The organism is Mesorhizobium sp. M0678, from assembly GCF_040320505.1.
Taxonomy (GTDB): Bacteria; Pseudomonadota; Alphaproteobacteria; order Rhizobiales; family Rhizobiaceae; genus Mesorhizobium.
Genome location: NZ_JAMYPT010000008.1, coordinates 57,914 through 78,200 on the forward strand (window position 1 = coordinate 57,914; position 20,287 = coordinate 78,200).

21 protein-coding genes and 3 pseudogenes are annotated in these 20,287 nt (G+C 61.8%); 8 read left to right on the plus strand and 16 right to left on the minus strand.

The window, feature by feature from the left end:
• Window positions 1-7: 7 nt before the first annotated feature.
• Window positions 8-1,120 (minus strand): endonuclease/exonuclease/phosphatase family protein, encoded by a 1,113-nt coding sequence (locus NKI29_RS16470; RefSeq protein WP_352570410.1) that lies wholly within the window; start codon window positions 1,118-1,120, stop codon window positions 8-10.
• On the opposite strand from NKI29_RS16470, the gene NKI29_RS16475 reads away from it, so the two are divergent.
• From NKI29_RS16475 to NKI29_RS16485, 3 genes are all read left to right on the plus strand, one after another.
• Window positions 1,119-1,256, plus strand: a complete 138-nt coding sequence (locus NKI29_RS16475) for a hypothetical protein (protein ID WP_352570411.1) — start codon at window positions 1,119-1,121, stop codon at window positions 1,254-1,256. The two genes, NKI29_RS16470 and NKI29_RS16475, sit on opposite strands and share 2 nt — an antisense overlap.
• 51 nt (window positions 1,257-1,307) lie before the next feature.
• Window positions 1,308-1,892 carry a BA14K family protein gene (locus NKI29_RS16480; RefSeq protein ID WP_352570412.1) on the plus strand — a complete coding sequence of 195 codons (585 nt, stop codon included), beginning with the start codon at window positions 1,308-1,310 and terminating at the stop codon, window positions 1,890-1,892.
• Window positions 1,893-2,068: 176 nt separating this feature from the next.
• On the plus strand, window positions 2,069-2,353 hold the full coding sequence (locus tag NKI29_RS16485; RefSeq protein WP_352570507.1) for a PilZ domain-containing protein: 285 nt from the start codon (window positions 2,069-2,071) through the stop codon (window positions 2,351-2,353).
• A 10-nt stretch (window positions 2,354-2,363) separates the two neighbouring features.
• Here NKI29_RS16485 and NKI29_RS16490 read toward each other — a convergent pair whose 3' ends face one another.
• From NKI29_RS16490 to NKI29_RS16510, 5 genes are all read right to left on the minus strand, one after another.
• On the minus strand, window positions 2,364-2,876 hold the full coding sequence (locus NKI29_RS16490) for a hypothetical protein (RefSeq protein WP_352796723.1): 513 nt from the start codon (window positions 2,874-2,876) through the stop codon (window positions 2,364-2,366).
• 102 nt (window positions 2,877-2,978) lie between these two features.
• On the minus strand, window positions 2,979-3,500 hold the full coding sequence (locus tag NKI29_RS16495; protein WP_023676659.1) for a hypothetical protein: 522 nt from the start codon (window positions 3,498-3,500) through the stop codon (window positions 2,979-2,981).
• Window positions 3,501-4,001: 501 nt separating this feature from the next.
• A complete protein-coding gene (locus NKI29_RS16500; RefSeq protein ID WP_352755804.1) occupies window positions 4,002-4,979 on the minus strand; it encodes a DUF3592 domain-containing protein in 978 nt (325 codons plus the stop codon).
• Window positions 4,980-5,236: 257 nt separating this feature from the next.
• The gene (gene ilvC, locus NKI29_RS16505; protein ID WP_023676662.1) at window positions 5,237-6,256 is read right to left on the minus strand and encodes a ketol-acid reductoisomerase; all 1,020 of its coding nucleotides are present in this window, start codon (window positions 6,254-6,256) and stop codon (window positions 5,237-5,239) included.
• 135 nt (window positions 6,257-6,391) lie between these two features.
• Window positions 6,392-7,045: a TetR/AcrR family transcriptional regulator gene (locus tag NKI29_RS16510; RefSeq protein WP_352570415.1), complete on the minus strand. Its 654-nt coding sequence runs from the start codon at window positions 7,043-7,045 to the stop codon at window positions 6,392-6,394.
• 153 nt (window positions 7,046-7,198) lie between these two features.
• Between NKI29_RS16510 and NKI29_RS16515 the strand changes: the two genes are divergently transcribed.
• Entirely contained in the window at window positions 7,199-7,627 is a 429-nt protein-coding gene (locus NKI29_RS16515; RefSeq protein ID WP_352755802.1) for an anthrone oxygenase family protein, read from the plus strand.
• A gap of 37 nt (window positions 7,628-7,664) precedes the next feature.
• Here NKI29_RS16515 and NKI29_RS16520 read toward each other — a convergent pair whose 3' ends face one another.
• Entirely contained in the window at window positions 7,665-8,117 is a 453-nt protein-coding gene (locus NKI29_RS16520) for a MarR family winged helix-turn-helix transcriptional regulator (protein WP_023676665.1), read from the minus strand.
• 100 nt (window positions 8,118-8,217) lie between these two features.
• Between NKI29_RS16520 and NKI29_RS16525 the strand changes: the two are divergent.
• Together NKI29_RS16525 and NKI29_RS16530 are read left to right on the plus strand one after the other, a co-directional pair.
• A pseudogene (locus NKI29_RS16525) lies at window positions 8,218-8,394 on the plus strand (Rieske (2Fe-2S) protein); the annotation flags it as partial.
• A gap of 129 nt (window positions 8,395-8,523) precedes the next feature.
• Window positions 8,524-9,248, plus strand: a pseudogene (locus tag NKI29_RS16530) (glutathione S-transferase family protein).
• Here NKI29_RS16530 and NKI29_RS16535 read toward each other — a convergent pair.
• Window positions 9,196-10,432 (minus strand): annotated as a pseudogene (locus NKI29_RS16535) (FAD-dependent oxidoreductase). The pseudogenes NKI29_RS16530 and NKI29_RS16535 sit on opposite strands and share 53 nt — an antisense overlap.
• A gap of 74 nt (window positions 10,433-10,506) precedes the next feature.
• Window positions 10,507-10,917: a winged helix-turn-helix transcriptional regulator gene (locus NKI29_RS16540; RefSeq protein ID WP_352450047.1), complete on the minus strand. Its 411-nt coding sequence runs from the start codon at window positions 10,915-10,917 to the stop codon at window positions 10,507-10,509.
• A 136-nt stretch (window positions 10,918-11,053) separates the two neighbouring features.
• Between NKI29_RS16540 and NKI29_RS16545 the strand changes: the two genes are divergently transcribed.
• Window positions 11,054-11,944 (plus strand): SDR family oxidoreductase, encoded by an 891-nt coding sequence (locus NKI29_RS16545; RefSeq protein ID WP_084641112.1) that lies wholly within the window; start codon window positions 11,054-11,056, stop codon window positions 11,942-11,944.
• A 41-nt stretch (window positions 11,945-11,985) separates the two neighbouring features.
• Here NKI29_RS16545 and NKI29_RS16550 read toward each other — a convergent pair whose 3' ends face one another.
• The 3 genes from NKI29_RS16550 to NKI29_RS16560 all read right to left on the minus strand — a co-directional run bounded on the left by NKI29_RS16550 (window position 11,986) and on the right by NKI29_RS16560 (window position 16,821).
• Window positions 11,986-13,905, minus strand: a complete 1,920-nt coding sequence (locus tag NKI29_RS16550; RefSeq protein WP_352450049.1) for a potassium transporter Kup — start codon at window positions 13,903-13,905, stop codon at window positions 11,986-11,988.
• 158 nt (window positions 13,906-14,063) lie between these two features.
• Window positions 14,064-15,983: a potassium transporter Kup gene (locus NKI29_RS16555; RefSeq protein ID WP_352755799.1), complete on the minus strand. Its 1,920-nt coding sequence runs from the start codon at window positions 15,981-15,983 to the stop codon at window positions 14,064-14,066.
• 97 nt (window positions 15,984-16,080) lie between these two features.
• Window positions 16,081-16,821 (minus strand): pyridoxine 5'-phosphate synthase, encoded by a 741-nt coding sequence (locus NKI29_RS16560; RefSeq protein ID WP_352570420.1) that lies wholly within the window; start codon window positions 16,819-16,821, stop codon window positions 16,081-16,083.
• Window positions 16,822-16,936: 115 nt separating this feature from the next.
• On the opposite strand from NKI29_RS16560, the gene NKI29_RS16565 reads away from it, so the two are divergent.
• Complete coding sequence (locus tag NKI29_RS16565; protein ID WP_352456501.1) at window positions 16,937-17,341, plus strand: SpoIIAA family protein; 405 nt, start codon at window positions 16,937-16,939, stop codon at window positions 17,339-17,341.
• Between the two features lie 10 nt (window positions 17,342-17,351).
• Here NKI29_RS16565 and NKI29_RS16570 read toward each other — a convergent pair whose 3' ends face one another.
• The 4 genes from NKI29_RS16570 to nthA form a co-directional block, all read right to left on the minus strand.
• Window positions 17,352-18,479 carry an ATP-dependent DNA helicase gene (locus NKI29_RS16570; protein ID WP_352456559.1) on the minus strand — a complete coding sequence of 376 codons (1,128 nt, stop codon included), beginning with the start codon at window positions 18,477-18,479 and terminating at the stop codon, window positions 17,352-17,354.
• Between the two features lie 147 nt (window positions 18,480-18,626).
• Complete coding sequence (locus tag NKI29_RS16575; protein WP_352456560.1) at window positions 18,627-18,959, minus strand: nitrile hydratase accessory protein; 333 nt, start codon at window positions 18,957-18,959, stop codon at window positions 18,627-18,629.
• 19 nt (window positions 18,960-18,978) lie between these two features.
• On the minus strand, window positions 18,979-19,638 hold the full coding sequence (nthB, locus tag NKI29_RS16580; protein ID WP_352456502.1) for a nitrile hydratase subunit beta: 660 nt from the start codon (window positions 19,636-19,638) through the stop codon (window positions 18,979-18,981).
• Window positions 19,635-20,240 (minus strand): nitrile hydratase subunit alpha, encoded by a 606-nt coding sequence (gene nthA / locus NKI29_RS16585; protein WP_352570421.1) that lies wholly within the window; start codon window positions 20,238-20,240, stop codon window positions 19,635-19,637. The genes nthB and nthA overlap by 4 nt, the downstream gene beginning before the upstream one ends.
• Between the last annotated feature and the right edge of the window lie 47 nt (window positions 20,241-20,287).

A 20,287-nucleotide genomic window follows, 5' to 3' on the forward strand; every position in this document is an offset into this window, starting at 1 on the left:
GCCTGTCTCACACCATGTCGAGGGCAATTGCTACCGGGCAATGGTCGGATGCCTTCGGCCGGTCCCACCCGGCACGCGGGAAGCGCTCGACCTCCTGGCCCGCTGGAAATATGGTGCGCCAAGGCTGACCGTTGCGGATGATATCGGGAACCGCGGTGGCGTTCTGCCTGGCCAGCGCGCTCGACAAAAGGATGTAGTCGAGCTGGCAGAGATGCCGCTCTTCCGGTCCGCGCGTGTGATAGAAAGTCCAGCGGTCCATTTCCGGCCGCCGCTCGACCGCGTTTTCGCAAAAACCGCCGGCAGTGAGCACATCGATGCAGGACCGGGTCTCGTCGATCACCTCGAAGCGATAGCCGTCGAAAACATCGCCAGTGATCTTCACGCGCTGCCGGTAGTCGTTCATATCGCCGCAGATTGCCCAGCGCTTGTCGGCGGCATGGTCCGTGCCGAAGCGCTCCTCGATGATCCGGCGCACTGCTTGAGCTTCGGCGATGCGCAGCGGCATTGTCGCTTCACGGCCGTCGAGGCCGTTGCGGGGCGAGCCCATCGACTTGAAATGAACGAGGTAGAGCGTCAACGGCGCGCCAGCCACCGTCAGATCGATTTCCAGGCAGTCGCGCCGGAAGATGCGCTCATTGGCCTGATACCCAAGCGCTGCCAATTCCGGCGTGTGCAGGCCGAATTGCTCGAACGTGACATAGGCGTAGCTGGTCATGCGCACGAATTCGATCGGCTGGCCCTGCGCGGTCTCGTTGCGCATCATCACGGCGACGTCGATGCCGCGCGAATCATTGCCGGCGGTGGTGTATTTCTGCCGGTAGCCTTGCCCCACCATCTTGAACAAATAGCCATATTCGAAGGCCCTCAGCGCCTCGATATTGTCGACCTCCTGCATGCAGATGATGTCGGCGCGGGTGGCCGCGATCGCCAGCGCCGTCAACTGCCGCGTGTCGTCGGACTGCGCGATGGCCCGCGCCTGCTCGAGCATCTTGTATTCGGCCTCGCTCTGGATGTCGAAAAGCGCCAGCGTGCGATCTTCGTTGAGCTGATTGCGGTATCCGGAATAATCAAACCTGTTCATCAGGTTTTCGACGTTGAAGGTGGCAAGGCGCAGCGACATGGCTTTGACCTTTGCCCGCAAGCGCGCCCGAAAACAAGGGCGCAGAAATCAGGCGGCTCTGATTGATCGCGCGCTCGTTATGGTTGACGGAACCTTTTTGTTCATCTTCCGTTCAGATGGAAAGTTCCATCAATAGGCCCTTCCCCGGGGTATTCTGGGCGTGGGGCCTGAATCTTCGGAGAGTGCGATGAAACCGCTCTTTTTATCTTCCGCCAGATCCGGGCTGATGGCCCTCGGTCTGATCGCCGGCCTCTCGGCCCCGTCGCTTGCCGGGCCGATGCCCAAACCTCTGCTGCCGGTGGCGGGCAATGCCGCCGACATCGTGCAAATTCGTGAAGATTGGGCAGGCGGCAATGACAGGCAGATCTGGCGTTGGCGCAATCACGGCGTTCGGCAATGGCGCGGCGACGATGGTTGGAGATGGCGGTCCAACAATTTCCGCGGCCGTCATTTCTCGAGACACTGGGACAATGGCGGCTGGAATGACAACTGGCGTTGGCGCCATCACCGCCGCCATTACCGCGGCGGTTATTACGATGATGGTGCCGGCGCCGCGATTCTTGGGCTGGGCCTGGGGTTTGGCCTCGGCAGCCTATACAACAATTACAACTACTACGATGCGCCCGCACCGCGGCGCTACTACCGGACACAGCGGCTTTCCAGCGCGCATGTCCAATGGTGCTACAATCGCTACCGGTCGTACCGCGCCTGGGACAACACGTTCCAGCCCTATAACGGGCCGCGCCAGCAATGCTACTCGCCCTATAGCTGAGCAGGCCGGTAATAATATCGTCTGGCGCCGCGCGTTGCGGCGCCGATTTTTTCTTACGGCCAGCAACCGCGAAAAATCGCCAGCCTCCACTGGTGATAACGTTATTTTTATCAGGCAGGTCTAATAATCCTCCCGATCAGAACGCCCGAGACGCGAAGATGGCTGGATTGCGTGCGATGGCCGAGGACGAACAGAGGGACAAACACCGGCAGCGCGTCTTGAAGGGCGCGGCGATCCTGACCGGCATGACCAACTCCGAGGTCACATGCACACTGCGCAACATGCATGCGGGCGGTGCCGAATTAAAGGTCTCGATCGACGCGCGCGTGCCCGATGAGTTCCTGCTCTATGTTCCGACCGACGGCATTGCCTACAAGGCGGTGGTTCGCTGGCGCCGCGAGGACCGAATTGGGGTGATGTTCACCGGCACCGAACCAAAGCCCAGCTGGCACTACGGCTGAGATCCCGGCGCTATCCGGGTGGCAGGACTCGCAGTGTCTGCTCGTCAAACAGCGGCTCATCCTGGCCGACGCGAACGAATAGAAGCTTTCGCAGTTCGGGTGATTGCACCTCGAAATACTGAATGCCGTCCGGGGCTTCGCCCCATTCGCCGCACGGCGGTTCGCCGACCTCGTCAGGGTCGGCAACGGCTTTCAATTCACTGAGATAAACGGCATCGGGACTGAAGACATACCGCAGGGTGCCCGTGGGCGTGACCCCTTCGGTGTAAGGCATGAACACGCAACGTGTGCTGACAGCCTTCTCGGTCTTCTGCGAGTATATGCGCTGTAATGCAGCATCGGCGGCCTCGCCAGGCAGCATATCGAAGACTTCGACGACGGGATCGGCCGGCCCGCCGTCGCTGTATTTGATGGCAAGAGCATTGCCGCCAAGCTCGAAATGAATCCGGCGAAAACCGAAATCGCAGCGCTGCACCCAGGCAGCCAGCCCGACATCCTTGTCCGCCAGCCGTTCCCAAGCCATTTGTCGAGAGGCGGACGCGACGGTTTGCTTTGGTCGGCACGAGCGCCGGTTGCCATGGCCATAAGGACCGGCAGGGCGAAGATGCAGGCCGGCAGTCTCTTGCTATTCATCGCTACAACCCGTCAAGCTAAAGGCGTCCCAGGCTGAACCATCGGGATTGGCTTTGGCGAAATCGGGCCATTCGGTAAAAATCGCGCCGAAGTCAGGCAACAGCAACCCTGCCGGCGCCGGCGAGGCTTCGCGGGAACTCAACTGCTCGGCACCGCCTGCATTGAACGCATAGACCTGCCCATCCCACACTCTGCACAGCCCGGTGCCGTCCTCGAGACCAGCCTCACGATCGTCGTCGGTGCAGGTGTGCCGGATCGTGCCCACAGGAAACGAGTACTTGCCATTGGTCCAGGTAATGTCCGACGGCAGACGAATGTCGGTGTTGGGCACGATCAACGAAAAGACCTCGGTCGTCAGCGCGGCCGGCTCATTGTTGGTTGGCCGGAACTGTATCGTCGCTCCCGAACGCGGCTCGCGATAGGTCGCATGGCTGAGCGAACATTCTGTTGCGTTCGCTGCTTGCAACAGGCTCAGCATGCTCAGAAAAATAGCTGCTGCTTTGTGGATGATCATTTAAGTCCCTTGGAGCAGCATCATTGTGAAGTCTGAGCATCGATGCTTTAGCATGGCCCAAGGCCACGTCGAAAAGAAGAATCGATCATGCGAAATCTCTTGATGCTCATTTCGATCCTAGCATTTTCGTGCGGCCACGCCTTCGCCGCGGAACAGTATGTGGGCATATGGTCCGGGAACAGATCGAACTGTACCGCCGTTGCGGATGTTCAACGCCAGACTGTCTACACATTATACCGCGACGCGCTGTCGGTCCCTGCTCTCGGCTGCGAATACGCAACGTTCCTCAAGACGCCCACGGGCTGGGTGGCGCGGGCCAGCCAATGCTACGGATCCGACCCGTCGGCCGAAGAGCCGTTCTCCCGTGTCATCCATATTGTGGTCGACGGGGCGACGTTGAGACTGACATGGCCGGGCTTCGACAGCGGAGTTCTTGTCAGGTGCTGACGACAAGTGTCCTCTTCCTCTGGATCTACAGCGTCTAGGACGGCAGCTTCAGCATTAGATCACCCCGACAAGCAGCGCGGCTCCACCTATCAAGCCAACGGCGCAGACCCACAGGAGCCAAAGCCCGCTCACCCTGCATTCGAGAACCGCTGCAACTGGGTTGTCGGGATCGTAGTGGACCTCAACCCTGTCGCCCTGAAGATAGCGCTGTGATTGACCGCTGACGAGGCTCGGCAGCGAAGCCGTCACGTTTGCGCCGAAAGCGATGCGATCGGCGGCGTAGCGCTGGCCGGCGACGCTATAGCTGTAGACGATGCGGGATTTGAAGACTGTTCGCCAGGGCCGATAGCCGCCTCCGGACCTGTCGCGGGTCTCGAATTTCTGCAGGCCCGAAGCATCGATGCGTCCTGCCGTGATCGGCCATTTGGCCGCCTGTTCCGCAAGTGACTTCTGGGCAAAGCCCATGCGCAGGACAAACAATCCCATGAAAAGCAGCAGGGCCGCGGCGCCGAGGTTCTGCGGCCTGGGCAAAAACGGCCGGATCGCTTCGAGGACGCCGCCGACGGAGAAGACCAATACAAGCGCGCCGACCACCAGCCCGGCCGAAAGCTGGACCATGAACTTGAAGGAGCCGTCGGGCATGGTGCGTTCGATCACGGCCTTGGCCGGATCGGCCGGATTGTAGAAGACGGTTACGCCGGCCCCGTTTGGAAATTTCGCAAGGGTTTCCGCCACGGCAAAGTTTCCAAGGTTCTCCTGCACGCTGTAGTGCGAACTGCGAAATGTCTTGCCGTTCACCTTGTATTCGAAGGTGATTGCCGGGAAGTTGCGGATTTCGGTCGACCCTCTGCTGTCCGAACCGGATCCCGAACTGGTCACCTCGCGAGCCTCGACCCGCGACGAGATGATCTTTCCCGGCGTCGGAGACCAGCGGCTGACCGCCCTCACCTCCCACCATTTCAGCAAGGTGACGAGGGAGAGCATGCCGGCAACCGCGCAGGCAAACCCGACCAACAGAAATTTGAGTTCCAACGCTCACCCCCTTGGCACTTTTGTGCCATGCCCCGCACAGGCATATCACGGTGATGAGGATAGTGCGCCTGTGCAGAAGCCTAGAAACCACACAATCTTGATGCGAAAAGGCCGGCGGATCGCTCCGCCGGCCTTTCTTGATCGGCAATGAAATTGCGATCAGTTCTTGGCCTTGTCGACCAGCTTGTTCATGGAAATTCCCACGCGCCCGCAGGGCGAAGCCCGAGGACGGGTAACGAAACGAACGTGGATTTCCTTCAGTTCTTGGCCTTATCAACCAGCTTGTTCTTCGAGATCCACGGCATCATCGCGCGCAGCTTGGCGCCGACTTCCTCGATCTGGTGGCTGTCGTTGTTGCGGCGGATGCCCTTGAAGCGCGACATGCCGGCGCGGTATTCCTGCATCCATTCCGAGGTGAACTTGCCGGTCTGGATATCCTTCAGAACGCGCTTCATCTCGGCCTTGGTCTCGGCAGTGATGATGCGCGGGCCCGAGACATATTCGCCCCATTCGGCGGTGTTCGAGATCGAGTAGTTCATGTTGGCGATGCCGCCTTCATAGATCAGGTCGACGATCAATTTGACCTCGTGCAGGCACTCGAAATAGGCCATTTCCGGCGCGTAGCCGGCTTCCACCAGTGTCTCGAAGCCGGCGCGGATCAATTCGACCAGGCCGCCGCACAGCACCACCTGCTCGCCGAACAGGTCGGTCTCGCACTCCTCGCGGAAATTGGTCTCGATAATGCCCGAGCGGCCGCCGCCAACGCCGCAGGCGTAGGAGAGCGCCAGGTCGAGCGCATTGCCCGAAGCGTCCTGGTTGACCGCGACCAGGCACGGCACGCCACCGCCCTTCTGGTATTCGCCGCGCACCGTATGGCCAGGCCCCTTCGGCGCGATCATCACGACGTCGACCGAAGCTTTGGGCTCGATCAGGCCAAAATGCACGTTGAGGCCGTGGGCGAAGGCGATTGCCGCGCCATCGCGGATGTTTGGCGCGATCTCGGATTTGTAGATGTCGGCCTGCAGCTCATCCGGCGTCGCCATCATCATCAGGTCGGCCCATTTGGCGGCATCGGCTACGCTCATCACCTTGAGCCCGTCGGCCTCGACCTTCTTGGCGGTCGCCGAGCCGGCCTTGAGGCCGATGGCGATGTCCTTGACGCCGGAATCCTTGAGGTTGAGCGCATGCGCCCTGCCTTGGCTGCCATAGCCGATGATAGCGACCTTCTTGCCCTTGATCAGGTTGAGATCGGCGTCGCGATCGTAATAGACACGCATTTTTCTTCCTTCCCGTTTTGAACCAGAGCATGATGCCGAAAAGTGTGAAGCGGTTTTCGGACGACATCATGCTCCATCTTTTAGTGTAGAGCCGGATTCAGATTTCAGGTCGATTTGACCTGAAATCATCCGGCTCTATGGGCCCTGCGGCCCGGTTTTTGCCCCGAAAAGAGCGAGAAACTGCTGCGTCGCCCGGACGGCATCGCCGCCGATCGCCACATCAGTCAATTCCAGCCGGTCGCCAAGCAGCAAGCGGATCTGCACGTCACGGGCGACCAGCCCGAAAAAGGTGCGGAACGCCGTCTCCGCGTCCGAAAATTCAAGGAACCCGGCCTGTCTCCCGGCCTCCAGCACCGGCTTGAGGCGCTTGGCCAGTGCGAAGCGGCCGTTCTCCAGCACGATGGCGCCGAGATCGTCCTTCCCCGAACTAGCATGGCCGACCGCCACCCTGTTCAGCGCGATCGAGGTGTCGCTCGAAATTACCTTGAGCCAGTCCGAAGCGAAGCGTTCGAGGCTCGCCGTCAGCGAAGGGAGGTCGAGCCCCTTGCGGTCGACCGGCACTATCCGCACCTTGGACGCCTGCCATTGTACCGTTGCCGTCAACAGCCCGTCGCGATCGCCGAACCATTTGTAGAGCGTCTCCTTCGAGCAGCTCGCCCGCCGCGCCACGGCGGTCATGGTCAACTGATCGCCCTCTTCGACCAGCAGGCGAAGGGCGGCGTCGAGCACGTCCTTCTGCCGCTCCGTCAGCGCCTCGCTGGTGTCGATGTCGGTCACAGCGTGCAACACAGTTTTTCCTCAGGAGGCAAACTCACCCGCAGTTCAGATACGAGCTCGATGGCGTACCGTACGTTACGGTTCGGATTTATGGCGTATTGCCCGACCCGACGCAAGCCTTTATTTCTGTTTGCTCCATGCGGGGCATCACGGGAGACACGGATCATGCTCGCCGGATTGCTTGCCTTGACCGTTGCCGCAGTGTTCGCTGGCGCGGCTATCTACGTCAGCGTCGCCGAGCAGCCGGCGCGGCTTCGCCTCGATGACAAGGCATTGCTGCAGGAATGGCAGCCTTCCTACAAGCGCGGCGCCGCCATGCAGGCCTCGATCGCCGTCATCGCCTGTATTCTGGGCCTCGTCGCCTGGTGGCTGACCGGCAATCTCGCTTATCTGGTCGGTGCCTTGCTGATCATCCTGCCTTGGCCATGGACGCTGCTGGTGATGATGCCGGCAAGTAGGTTGCTGGAGGCGATGGACGCGAACTCCGTCAATCCTGAAGCTCGGACATTGATCGCCAAATGGGGCAATCTGCATCTGGTCCGCGTCGGGCTTGGCGTTCTGGCGACGTTGGCATTCCTCTTGGGCAGTGCCTGACCTCGCCAATCGGTGCCATCTTCGTCATGAAGGCGTGTCACTCCAGGGCGGGCGGATCTCGCAGGCGCCCAAGCAGAGCTGACAGCGCGTCGAGCTCATCATTGGAAAGCCGGGAGCCGACCAACTCCGCGATCGACCGGCCGTAGACAGCCCACATGCGGCGGCGCGTCTCGCGTCCCTTGTCTGTGACGCGGACTGTTTGCCCGCGGCCGTCATCGGCAACTGGAAGCTTCTCGACCTGCCCGTCGGCTTCGAGCCGCGCCAGCAGCCGGGAGATGTTGTACTGCGCAAACAGGGTGCGCTCGGTGAGTTGGAACGGCCGCAATCCGCCCTCGCCCGCCTCGGCAAGCTCATGCAGGACGTCGTACCAGGCAAGCGGCGGCAGGCCACTGTCCTTCAGCGCGTCCTCGGCTCGTTCCAACAACTGGCGCGAAACCCGCATCAGGCGGGCCCAGGCCTTGATGGCTGGAGGTGAAGGAATCCCGGTCATGATTGCATCGTAGGTGATAGATGCAATTGCATCAAGCTTGACGATCGATGCAAATGCATCTATATAGATGCAATCGCATCAATCATGAGAGGCAATTCCGATGAAGCATGAAATCTGCAAGATCGCCGACATTCCGGAAACAGGCAGCCTGATCGCTCCGTTCTTCGGCCGCGAGGTCCATGTCTACCGCAGCGGCGAGCGTATCCGCGCCGCCGCCAACGTCTGCCTGCATTTCGGTGGCCCGCTCGACTGCAAGGACGGCAAGCTCGTCTGCCAGTGGCACGGCGCCTCGTTCGACATGGCGAACGGTGATCGCCTCGAAGGCCCGGCGCGGAAGGGCTCCCGCCTGATGTTTCTCTCCACCCGCATCGAGGACGGTGCCTTGAACTATGTTGGGGGGAGTGAGATGACCGACAAGCTCACTCTCGTCAGCCATCATCTTTGCCCCTATGTGCAGCGCGCGGCGATTTCACTTCGCGAAAGGGCGTGCCGTTCGAACGCATCACGGTCGATCTCGCCAACAAGCCTGCCTGGTTCAAGGCGATATCACCGCTCGGCAAGGTGCCGCTGCTCCGCGTTGAGCATGACGGCCAGGAAACGGTGATCTTCGAATCGCTCGTCATCCTCGAATTCCTCGAGGAAACCCAGCCCAATCCGCTGCATCCCACCGACCCCTATGCCCGTGCCCGGCATCGCGCCTGGATCGAGTTCGGCTCAGCAATCCTCAATGCCATCGGCCGCTTCTATTCAGCACTCACCGAAGCCGCCTTCATCGCCGAACGCGGGGCTCTGGCAGCAATGTTCGATCGCCTGGAAGTGGAACTGGCGAACGGCGCGGCTGGACCATGCTTCGACCGCGAGCGTTTTTCACTGGTCGACGCGGTCTACGGGCCGATTTTCCGTTATTTCGAGGTCTTTGACCGGATCGGCGATTTCGGCATCCTGGACGGAAAACCGCATATCCAGGCCTGGCGCAAGGCATTGCACGAACGCCCATCCGTAAAGGACGCGGTCGCTCCCGATCATGCGCAACGCCTCCATGCATTCTTGCAGGCTAAGGGTTCGCACCTTTCGGAAATCATCCGCCAAAACGATCCGGCCACAGCGCTTCCGCAAGCCCGATCGGCTTGAATGGATTGAGCACCGTTCCTGTAACCATGGAAGCAAGAAACTGCGGCGCCGGCGGGACTTTTGCCAGCGTCGCCACCAGCCTGTCGCGGACGAACGGCATCACAATTGAATCCGATTGATAAAACGGCGTCAGCACCAGCGACAGCGCCTGGAAGACCCGCACATGCCATCGCCGCGCCCCGACATAGGCCCCCAGCGCAGTATCGATACGGTCCGTTCCTATGAGCGCGTAGTTGAGCGCAGCTGCATCGAGCAGCGCCATGTTCGCGCCCTGCCCGAGTTGCGGGCTTGTCGAATGGGCCGCGTCGCCGATAACGGCCAATCGCCGTCCGGCTGGCGTCTTCATCGTGTGATGGCCATAGCGCGCCAGCGAAAGCTGGTCGAAACTGTCGATCTGGTCGGTGAATGCCGCGCATGCAGGCCACAGCCCGGCCAATCTCGCCTTCCATGCATCGAGACCTGCCGCCCATACGCACTCGGCATCCGCCGGCTTCAGGCTCCAGAAGAATGCCGCCATCTTCCCGGCACCGGGCTCAGGCCGGCCGATCGGCAGCACGCCGATCATCACGCTCGCTTTGTCGTAGCGCTGCAGCAGGGCGTGCTCGTCGAAACCCTCGCCGCGCCAGCCGAGCGATGCCCAGAACGCGCCATAGGCGAGCGATCGCGGTTCGCCCGGATTGGTTACGCACCGCCGCAGTTTGGAGCGCGAACCGCTGGCATCCACTACCAGGTCGAACGCCTATCCGTCGTCCGTTGCCGCAGATCAATGTTGCCCGTTCGCCGGTTTCCAGCGTCTCGAGCTCGATACCTGTCTCGATGGTGATCGCCTGGCGCCGGGCGGCGCGGAAAAGCACGCCGAACAGAGCCGCGCGGTGCACCGCCAGCCCGAAGCGACCGCCGCGCTGGGCATCATAACGGACATCCAGCACGGTGCGGCCAGTTCTGGCGTCTGCACCATGCAGGCGGTCTATGCGGCTGCCCAGCGCCAGAATGTCGTCGAGCAGGCCGAGATCGGCAAGCACCGTCAGCCCGGTCGGCTGCAGGATCAGCCCGGACCCGACCGGCTTTGGCTGGTCGAAGCGCTCGAAGATGGTGACCCTATGTTCGGCGCGCGTGAGATAGAGCGCGGCGGCACGTCCAGCCGGCCCGGCGCCGGCAATCGCGATGTCCAGAGAATTGCCCATCTGCCCGACCCAACCCAGGCCGGACAATCCTTCAGCGCTGTCGCTAAATCAAGCCGCTGTCTCGGCCTTGAGGCTCAGCCCTCGGCAGCATCGAAAATCTTCCGCGCCTCGCGTACAGCGCCGTGATTGAGCTCGGCCCATTGGATCAGCTGATGCAAGGGTCCAAACATCGAGCGCCCGAGATCGGTGAGGCTGTATTCGACGCTCGGCGGTTTGGTCGGAAACACCTGGCGATGCACATAGCCGTCGCGCTGCAGATCGTGCAGCGTCTGGGTGAGCATGCGCTGTGAAATATCGGGCACCAGCCGCCGCAATTCGCCGAAGCGGTACGGCTTCTCGGCCAAGGCCTCCATCAGCAGTGAACTCCATTTATTGCTTATGCCCTGGATCACGTCGCGAACCGGGCAATCCGCAAGGTTTCCGCCACCGCTGCCTGCTTTGTATATCTCGAGCTTCGATCTCAGATTGACGATCTTGCCGTCCATGGCTGGTTCCCTGGATGTGCCTACCTCCCGCAAAACTGCCTTCTTTACGAGGATGGGTCAATTCCTATTTTAGTGCTGGTCTCTTTTTGAGACTAACATATGCACCCGCCGCTCCGGCGCAACGTCAGGACATCTCATGACCGACACCCTTCTCGTCACCGGCGCCTCCGGCCAGCTTGGCCGCGGCGTCATCAATCATCTGCTTGACACGCTCAAGGTCTCCCCTCAGCGCATCATCGCCGCCACCCGCAATCCGGAAAATCTGGCCGATCTGGCAGCCCGAGGCGTCACCATCCGGGCAGTCGACTTCGACGACACCGCGTCGTTGGCCAGTGCATTCACCGGCGCCGACAGGGTTCTGATCATTTCGACAAACGAGCTCGCCGTTCCGGGCAAGCGCCTGAAGCAACATGAGGCCGCGGTCGCCGCCGCAAAAAGCGCCGGCGTTTCGCATCTGCTCTACACGTCGATGCCCAATCCGGAGCCAGGATCGCCGGTACTGTTTGCGCCCGATCACCACGGCACCGAGCAGGCGATCAAGGCGAGCGGTATCCCCTACACCATCTTCCGCAACGGCTGGTATCAGGAGAACCTGTTCATGGCGCTGCCGCACGCCATCGCCTCGGGGCACTGGTACACATCCGCTGGAGACGGCCACATTGCCCATGGCGCGCGCGACGATATGGCAGCCGCGATCGCCGCCGGCCTTGCTTCGAGCGCAACCGAAAGCACGACATACACGCTGACCGGCCCCAAGGCCCACACGATGGCCGAGATTGCAGCCCTCGTCACCGAGGTCACCGGCAAGCCGATCGAAGTTATCCAGCTTTCGGATGAAGCGCTGACCGAGGGATTGAAGGCAGCCGGCGTTCCCGAAGCGTTTGCGCCCGTCATCGTTTCCTTCGACACCAACACCCGCTCCGGCCGGATCGGCATGGTGACCGACGCGGTCGAGACGCTGTCCGGCAGGAAGCCGCAGCCGCTGAAGCAATTTCTTGAAGCAAACAAGGCGGCTCTGGTGAGCTGAGCCTGACAATGGCCGTGCCCTCAAAGGGCACGGCCATTTGTTCAGATAGCCACCTGCGTCCCGATCTCGACCACCCGTCCGGTCGGGATCTGGAAATATTCCGTCGCATCGGCCGCCGTGCGCGCCAGCCCGATGAACAGCTTGTCCTGCCAGACCGGCATGCCGGAATTGGGCGAGGCCTTGAGAGAGCGCCGCGACAGGAAGAAGGACGTCGTCATGATGTCGAACTTCCAGCCCTGTTTGCGGCAGATCGCCAGCGCACGCGGGATGTTGGGCTGCTCCATGTAGCCGAAGGTCAGCGTCACCCGCATGAACAGCTCGTTGACCATTTCCATCTTGACGCGCTCGCTGTCGGGCACAACCGGCTGCGGTGCCGTCACCACCGAAAGGATGACGTTCTGCTCGTGCAGCACCTTGTAGTGCTTCAGGCTGTGCATCAGCGCCGTCGGCGCGCTCAGCGGGTCGCTGGTCAGGAACACCGCGGTGCCCGACACCAGATGCGGTTTCTTCTTCAGCAGATTGCCGGCAAGGAAATCCAGCGGGATCTCGTTCCGGCGCGTCTTGTCGAACAAATAGCGGCTGCCGCGGATCCAGGTCCACATAGTCATCACGATAACTGCGGCGATGGCAAGCGATGCCCAGCCACCTTCAAACACCTTGACTATGTTGGCGGCAAAGAAGCCGGTATCGACGAAGGCGAACACGGCCATCAAGGCGATCGCGACGCCGAGCGGCCATTTCCAGATGCGCGTCATCACAACAAAAAGCAGCACATTCGTCACTAGCATGTTGCCGGTCACCGAAATACCGTAGGCCGAGGCCAGGCGGCTGGATTCGCCGAAGCCGACCACCAGCAACATCACCACCAGCGCCAGCATCAGGTTGATGCGCGGCAGATAGATCTGGCCCGACTGTTTTTCCGACGTATGCTGGATAACGAAACGCGGCAGCATATTGAGCTGCACCGCCTGTCTGGTCAGCGAAAAAGCGCCGGAGATCACCGCCTGGCTGGCGATGACGGTCGCCGCCGTCGCCAGCACGACCATCGGAATAAGCGTCCAGCCCTGGTTCATCTCGAAGAATGGATGACCGACAACGCCGCCATTTGCCAGCACGAAGGCGCCTTGCCCGACATAGTTGAGCAACAGACAAGGGAACACGATTGCCAGCCAGGCGAGTACGATCGGCTTGCGGCCGAAATGGCCGAGGTCGGCATAGAGCGCCTCGGCGCCGGTGACGGCGAGGAAGACCGCACCAACCGTGACGAAGGCGACATCGGGCGAGTTGACCAGGAACGACACGATGTAATGCGGGCTGATCGCCAGCAGGATTTCCGGATCGGCGATGATGTGGTTAATGCCGGAAAGGCCGATGGCCAGGAACCACAGAGCCGTGACTGGCCCGAACACCAAACCTACGCCGCCGGTGCCGAATCGCTGTACCGCAAACAGGATCGCCAGGATGGCCAGTGTCAGCGGCACCACATAGGGCTGGAATGTCGGCGTGACGACATTCATACCTTCGACCGCCGATAGCACCGAGATCGCCGGCGTAATGACTGCGTCGCCGAAAAAAAGCGCCGCGCCGACGATGCCGATGCCGAGGATCACCGCCGAGCGCGTCGGGAAACTGTTGCGCGCCAGCGCCATCAGCGACAGCACCCCGCCCTCGCCTCGATTGTCGGCGCGGAGCACGAACATGATGTATTTGATGGTGACGGTGATCGTCAGCGACCAGATGATCAGCGACAACACGCCGAGGATGTCGCCACGGTTGGCGACGTTGCCACCGGCCGATGCATGCAACGCCTCGCGAAATGCATAGATCGGGCTGGTACCGATATCGCCGTAAACCACGCCGAGCGCGCCCAGCATCAGCACCTTGGTGCTGTGCTGCTCAACCTCAGAATGGCTGGATTGTTCGACAGGTTCTGCCTCGTTACCAGCATTGGTAAGGGCCATGGACGACACTCCGGTAAGCGGGCGGTGCTCTACGCTTGCTGCGCTGCAATATCAAGTGCCGTCACGTAATGGCTCCGTCCCGATATTGCGAGTCCTCCACGACTTGGCAGACTCAGTCCGATCGACAGACCACCTGGAATGTCGCAACGGACACGTTTTTAAATAGCCACCTGCGTCCCGATCTCGACTACCCGTCCGGTCGGGATCTGGAAATACTCCGTCGCATCGGCCGCCGTGCGCGCCAGCCCGATGAACAGCTTGTCCTGCCAGACCGGCATGCCGGAATTGGGCGAGGCCTTGAGAGAGCGCCGCGACAGGAAGAACGATGTCGTCATGATGTCGAACTTCCAGCCTTGCTTGCGGCAGATCGCCAGCGCGCGCGGAATGTTGGGCTGCTCCATATAGCCGAAGGTCAGCGTCACCCGCATGAACAGCTCGTTGATTTGCTCCATCTTGACGCGCTCGCTGTCGGGCACGACAGGCTGCGGTGCCGTCACCACCGAAAGGATGACGTTCTGCTCGTGCAGCACCTTGTAATGCTTCAGGCTGTGCATCAGCGCGGTCGGCGCACTCAGCGGGTCGCTGGTCAGGAACACCGCGGTGCCCGACACCAGATGCGGCTTCTTCTTCAGCAGATTGCCGGCGAGGAAATCGAGCGGGACCTCGTTCCTTCGAGTTTTTTCGAACAGGTATCTGGTGCCTCTTATCCAGGTCCACATGGTCATGACAATCACTGCGGCCACCGCCAGCGAGGACCAGCCGCCTTCGAACACCTTGACAATGTTGGCGGCAAAGAAGCCGGTATCGACGGAGGCGAACAACGCCGTCAAGGCCACTGCAACGCCGAGCGGCCATTTCCAGATGCGGGTCATGACGACAAAAAGCAGTATGTTGGTCACCAGCATGTTGCCGGTCACTGAAATGCCGTAGGCCGAGGCAAGCCTGCTGGATTCGCCGAAGCCGACCACCAGCAGCATCACCACCAGCGCCAGCAGCATGTTGACGCGTGGCAGGTAGATCTGGCCGGACTGTTTCTCCGACGTATGCTGGATCTCGAAACGCGGCAGCATGTTGAGCTGCACCGCTTGCCTGGTCAGCGAGAAAGCGCCGGAGATCACCGCCTGGCTGGCGATCACGGTCGCGGCGGTCGCCAGCACGACCATGGGAATGAGCGTCCAGCCTTCGTTCATCTCGAAAAAGGGATGACCGACAACGCCGCCATTGGCCAGCACGAAGGCCCCCTGCCCGACATAGTTGAGCAGCAAGCAAGGGAATACGATCGCCAGCCAGGCGAGTACAATGGGCTTGCGCCCGAAATGGCCGAGATCGGCATAGAGCGCCTCGGCGCCGGTAACGGCGAGAAAGACCGCGCCAACCGTGACGAAGGCGACGTCAGGCGAGTTGACCAAGAACGAAACGATGTAATGTGGGCTGATTGCCAGCAGGATTTCCGGGTCGTCGATGATATGGTTGAGGCCGGACAGTCCGATGGCCAGGAACCACACCGCGGTGACGGGCCCGAACACCAGTCCGACGCCGCCCGTGCCGAACCGTTGCACCGCGAACAGCATCGCCAAGATGACCAGCGTCAGCGGCACCACATAGGGCTGGAACGCCGGCGTGACGACGTTCATGCCTTCGACCGCCGATAGCACCGAAATTGCCGGCGTGATGACTGCGTCACCGAAAAAAAGCGCCGAGCCGACGATGCCTATGCCGAGGATCACCGCCGACCGCTTCGAGAAGCTGCCGCGTGCCAATGCCATCAACGACAGCGTGCCACCCTCGCCCCGGTTGTCGGCGCGCAGCACGAACATGATGTATTTGACGGTGACAGTGATGGTCAGCGCCCAGATGATCAGCGACAGCACCCCGAGGATGTCGCCGCGGTTGGCGACATTGCCGCCAGCCGAAGCATGCAACGCCTCACGGAACGCATAGATCGGGCTGGTGCCGATGTCGCCATAGACCACGCCGAGCGCGCCGAGCATCAGGATCTTGGTGCTATGCTGCTCGGCCTTGGAGTGGCTGGATTGTTCGATGGGTTCCGCCTCGCTACCAGCGTTGGCAAGGGCCATGGACGACACTCCCATAGACGTGCGGCGCTCTATGCTGCGGGGATGGAAAGGACGCGCTGCCGTGCCGGGAACGCACGGCCTATCGGCTCGCCTTTCTCTACCAGCCACAAGCCTTCAGAAACCGCCTGACCGTTGCGGCCATGCCATACTCCAACGCATCGGCTGTCAACCCATGTCCGATCGACACTTCGGCCAATGCCGGGATGCGCCTGGCCAGCGCCGGCAAATTGCTCACCACAAGGTCGTGCCCGGCATTGACCTGGAGCCCTGCGGCCAATGCGGCATCCGCCGTCTTTCCCAATTTCTCCAATTCCTTCGCCGCTTTTGCCGAATCGGAATGATAGCTGCCGTATGGACCCGTATAGAGTTCGATCCGATCGGCGCCGGTGTCGCGAGCGGCTTTCATGCCAGCGGGATCCGGATCGGAAAACAGCGATACGCGAAAGCCTCCCTTCTTCAGGCGCTTGACAACGGGTGTCAGGAACGCAGCCTCGGCGGCGAAGTTCCAGCCATGGTCGGAAGTCGCCTGCGCTGGGTCGTCGGGCACCAACGTCACCTGCTCCGGCTGGTGCTTTTCCACAAGCGCCAGGAAATCCTCGGTCGGATAGCCCTCGATGTTGAATTCCGCATTCGGGAACTCGTCGTCGATCAGCGCCCTGATCTGCGGCAGATCGGAATGCCTGGTGTGCCGCTCGTCGGGTCGCGGGTGCACCGTCAGCCCATGCGCGCCGGCGGCAAGCGCAATGCGTCCAAGCCCGGTCACGCTTGGCCACGGCAGGTCGCGTCGGTTGCGCAGCATGGCGATGGCATTGAGGTTGACGGAAAGCTTTGCAGGCATTTGCACGGCTCCAGGCTGATCTTGGCGCGCATCTATACCGCCTTTAACGGGAACAGACAGAGGGTTTCAGGTGTTCCAAGGTGTGCGAAGAAAATCGAGCGCAAGGAGTTCCCTGTTGAATTTTCTCGAGGCCGTGCCGGCGGTTCGCCGCATCGACACCGATCGCGAAGATCTTTTCGCCATCGATGTCGTCGGCCATGTCGCAGCGGCTGACGCCGAAAACCTGTTCGGATTGCTGGAGGCGGCCTATGCGCTGCATCCGAAGATCGACGTGCTGGTGCGCCTGATCGACCATGAGGGTGTCGACTGGGCCGACGTATCGGACGAGACGATCGAACAGGGCATAGCTCATGCCGTGGAGCATATCGGCCGCTGCGCGGCGATCGGTGAGCCGAACTGGATACCGGAGGCAAGAGCCTTTTTGCCTGCCTCCTTGCCTATCGAACTCCGGCATTTCGAGGCCGAGGACGAGGCCGCCGCCTGGGAATGGCTTGGCGCCAACCCGATCGCCCAGCGCTGATACGACCGCCCTATCGGACGATCGTCAGCCGTTCGGCCGCGCGCGTGATAGCGGTGTAGAGCCAACGCTGCCGGGTTTCCTTGAACGCCCAGCTTTCGTCGAAAAGCACGATCTCGTTCCACTGCGAGCCCTGCGCCTTGTGCACTGTCAGCGCATAGCCATAGTCGAAATCGTCGAAACGTTTCTTCTGCTGCCAGGGGATGTCGGCGTCCGGATCTTCGAATGCCGCCTTGAGCAGCTTGATCTTGGCGACGCCGCGATCCGGGTCGTCTTCCTCCGGCGAAACCAGCAGATTGATGCCAGGCTTGACGGTCTCGCGCGACGAGGTCATCACCTTCCACAGCGACCCGTTGAGCAGTCCCTTGGCCGGATCGTTGCGCAGGCACACCAGCTTGTCGCCGGCTTGCGGATAATCGGCGTTGAACCCCTTCAGCTCGCGCAGCCGCTGGTTGTAACGGCGGCGCGTGCGGTTGGTGCCGACCAGCACCTGGTCCGCCTTCAGCACCAATTCCTGGGTGACGTCTTCCTTGCCGATCACTTGCGCCGCGCCATAGTCGCCGCGCATGAACTCGCGGCCCTCGCGCACGTCAAGCGCAAGCCGGATGATCGGGTTGTCTCGCGCCTGGCGATGGATTTCGGTGAGCAGAATGTCCGGCTCATGGTCCGTGAAGAAGCCGCCGCCGGAGATTGGCGGCAACTGGCCGGGATCGCCGAGCACCAGGATCGGCGTGCCGAAGCTCATCAGGTCACGGCCGAGTTGCTCGTCGACCATTGAGCATTCGTCGATGACGACGAGCTTGGCGCGCGAGATCGGGCTCTGCCGGTTGAGCGAAAATGTCGGCGACATCGATGTCTTGCCGGTCACCTCGTCCGCTACCGATTCTTCGCCCTTCGGCCGGTAAATCAGCGAATGGATGGTGCGGGCATTGACCGCGCCCTTGGAACGCAGCACCTGCGCCGCCTTACCCGTAAAGGCGGCGAACTGCACCTGGCCGTCGACATGCTCGGCGAAATAGCGCGCCAGCGTCGTCTTGCCGGTGCCGGCATAGCCGAACAGCCGGAACAGCTGCGGCTTGCCGGTTTTCAGCCAGCCGGCCACCGCCTTCAGCGCCTCGTCCTGTTGAGGAGAGAATTCCATCAGCGCGACAGACCGGATTCGCGAGGGAAAGACAAGGTGACTGCCGTCACCATCAATTTTCATCGCCGGCAATCACGCCGCTGCGACAGGGTCAGGCTATCAGTGACGAACAGGAACGTAAAGAGAACAAGGCCAGGCGACCGCAGCTTACCCGGCCCGCTGTGGATCGTTCTCCAGCTGGATCGGCTTGCCATGCGGCGTTGCGTGCGCGGCGCGTTCCCAGGCAGCGGCGAGCGCATCGACGTCGCGCTTTCCGGCAACGCCCTTGGCCAAAAGCAGCTTTTCCAGCGCTGCCAGCCAGTGCTCGTAGTAATCGTGACCGTCGCGCGCGGCGCCCGGCCGCTTCAACTCTGCCGACAAAGCATCCGCCCATTCGCTCCACGAAAACAGCCCGTTGTCGTGCAGTGCTACCGTCATGGCAAAGGCCTCTGCTTGCCACGGCTCGGCAAACACAGGCGCCTCGACACCGGCGGGCAGCATGGCGGCGACTGAGCCCGTCTCACGCCGGCTCAAGGTAGCTCTCCCAGGCATCGATCGACACGACAAGTGTCGGATCGGCGCCCTCGCCCCAGATTTCGCCGCCGGTGAAGGCCACCGTATAGACCCATTGCGGGTTTTCGCCCTGGCCGTGTGCATTGGTGTCGGGAAAGACAAAGCCGTCGCGCACAGCCTCGACGACGCCTCGCTTGCCGCGTGCATAGCGCGGCAGTCTGGTGTGGCCGGTCGGATGAAAGTTCCTGGTTCGCACGGGGTCGCCCGCCTTGAACCGCGCAGGCGCGGCGACAGGCCGGTCGCAGGGCCCGCCCTTGGCCAGCACCGCCGGAACGTCCTTAGCCTTCAGCACCCGTTTGGGTGTCGCTGCCGGGTCGACTGCGTCGCCCGTAGCCAGGTCGCGGTCGCTGACGAAACCATGGCGTTTGAGCAGCACCTCCAGCGCCTTGATCCATATCTGGTAGTAGCTGGAGGCATAATAATCCGCTGGATGCAGCGATTCCCGCGCGTGCCGGCTCTCGTCGATGGTCCAGGCCCCCATGGCGCCGGCGCACAGCGTCACGCCCAGCGCCCGCCTTTCCCAATCGGCATGGAAATAGGGTTCGTCCGGTTCGGGCGCGACCGGCCCGAAACCCATCTGGCCGCCGAGATCCTGCGGCCCGTTCATGCCGGCTCCCGCGCCAACGCCGTGCCGATCATGGCATCGCGCGTCACCAGATCGGCGAGCCGTGCCTCATCCCAGCCCTCCGTACCCCGGGGACGCATCGGCACCACCAGATAGCGCAGCTCGGCGGTCGAATCCCACACCCGGATTGTCGTCCTCGCCGGCAAGGTCAGACCGAATTCCTCGAGCACGCCGCGCGGATCGATCACTGCGCGCGAACGGTAGGGCGGCGCCTTGTACCAGACCGGCGGCAGGCCGAGAACCGACCACGGATAGCAGGAGCACAGCGTGCAGACGACGAGGTTGTGCGTGTCGGCCGTATTGAACACCGCCTGCATGTGCTCGCCTTGCCGGCCGGTGTAGCCGAGCGATTCGATGGCCGCCGTCGCATCACGCTTCAGCCATGCGGCAAACCCGGGATCAACCCAGGCCTTCGCCACCACCTTTGCGCCGTTGCGCGGCCCGATCTTGGTCTCATAGGTGTCGACGATAACATCGATCGCCGCCGGATCGATCAGGCCTTTGCGGGTGAGAATCGTCTCCAGCGCGCGCACCCGCGCCGCAAAAGGATCAAGCTCGTTGTCGTGGTCGTGATTGTGCGGCATGGCGTCAAATTACGATCGCGGACCCCCGGCCGCAAGCACCACGGCTT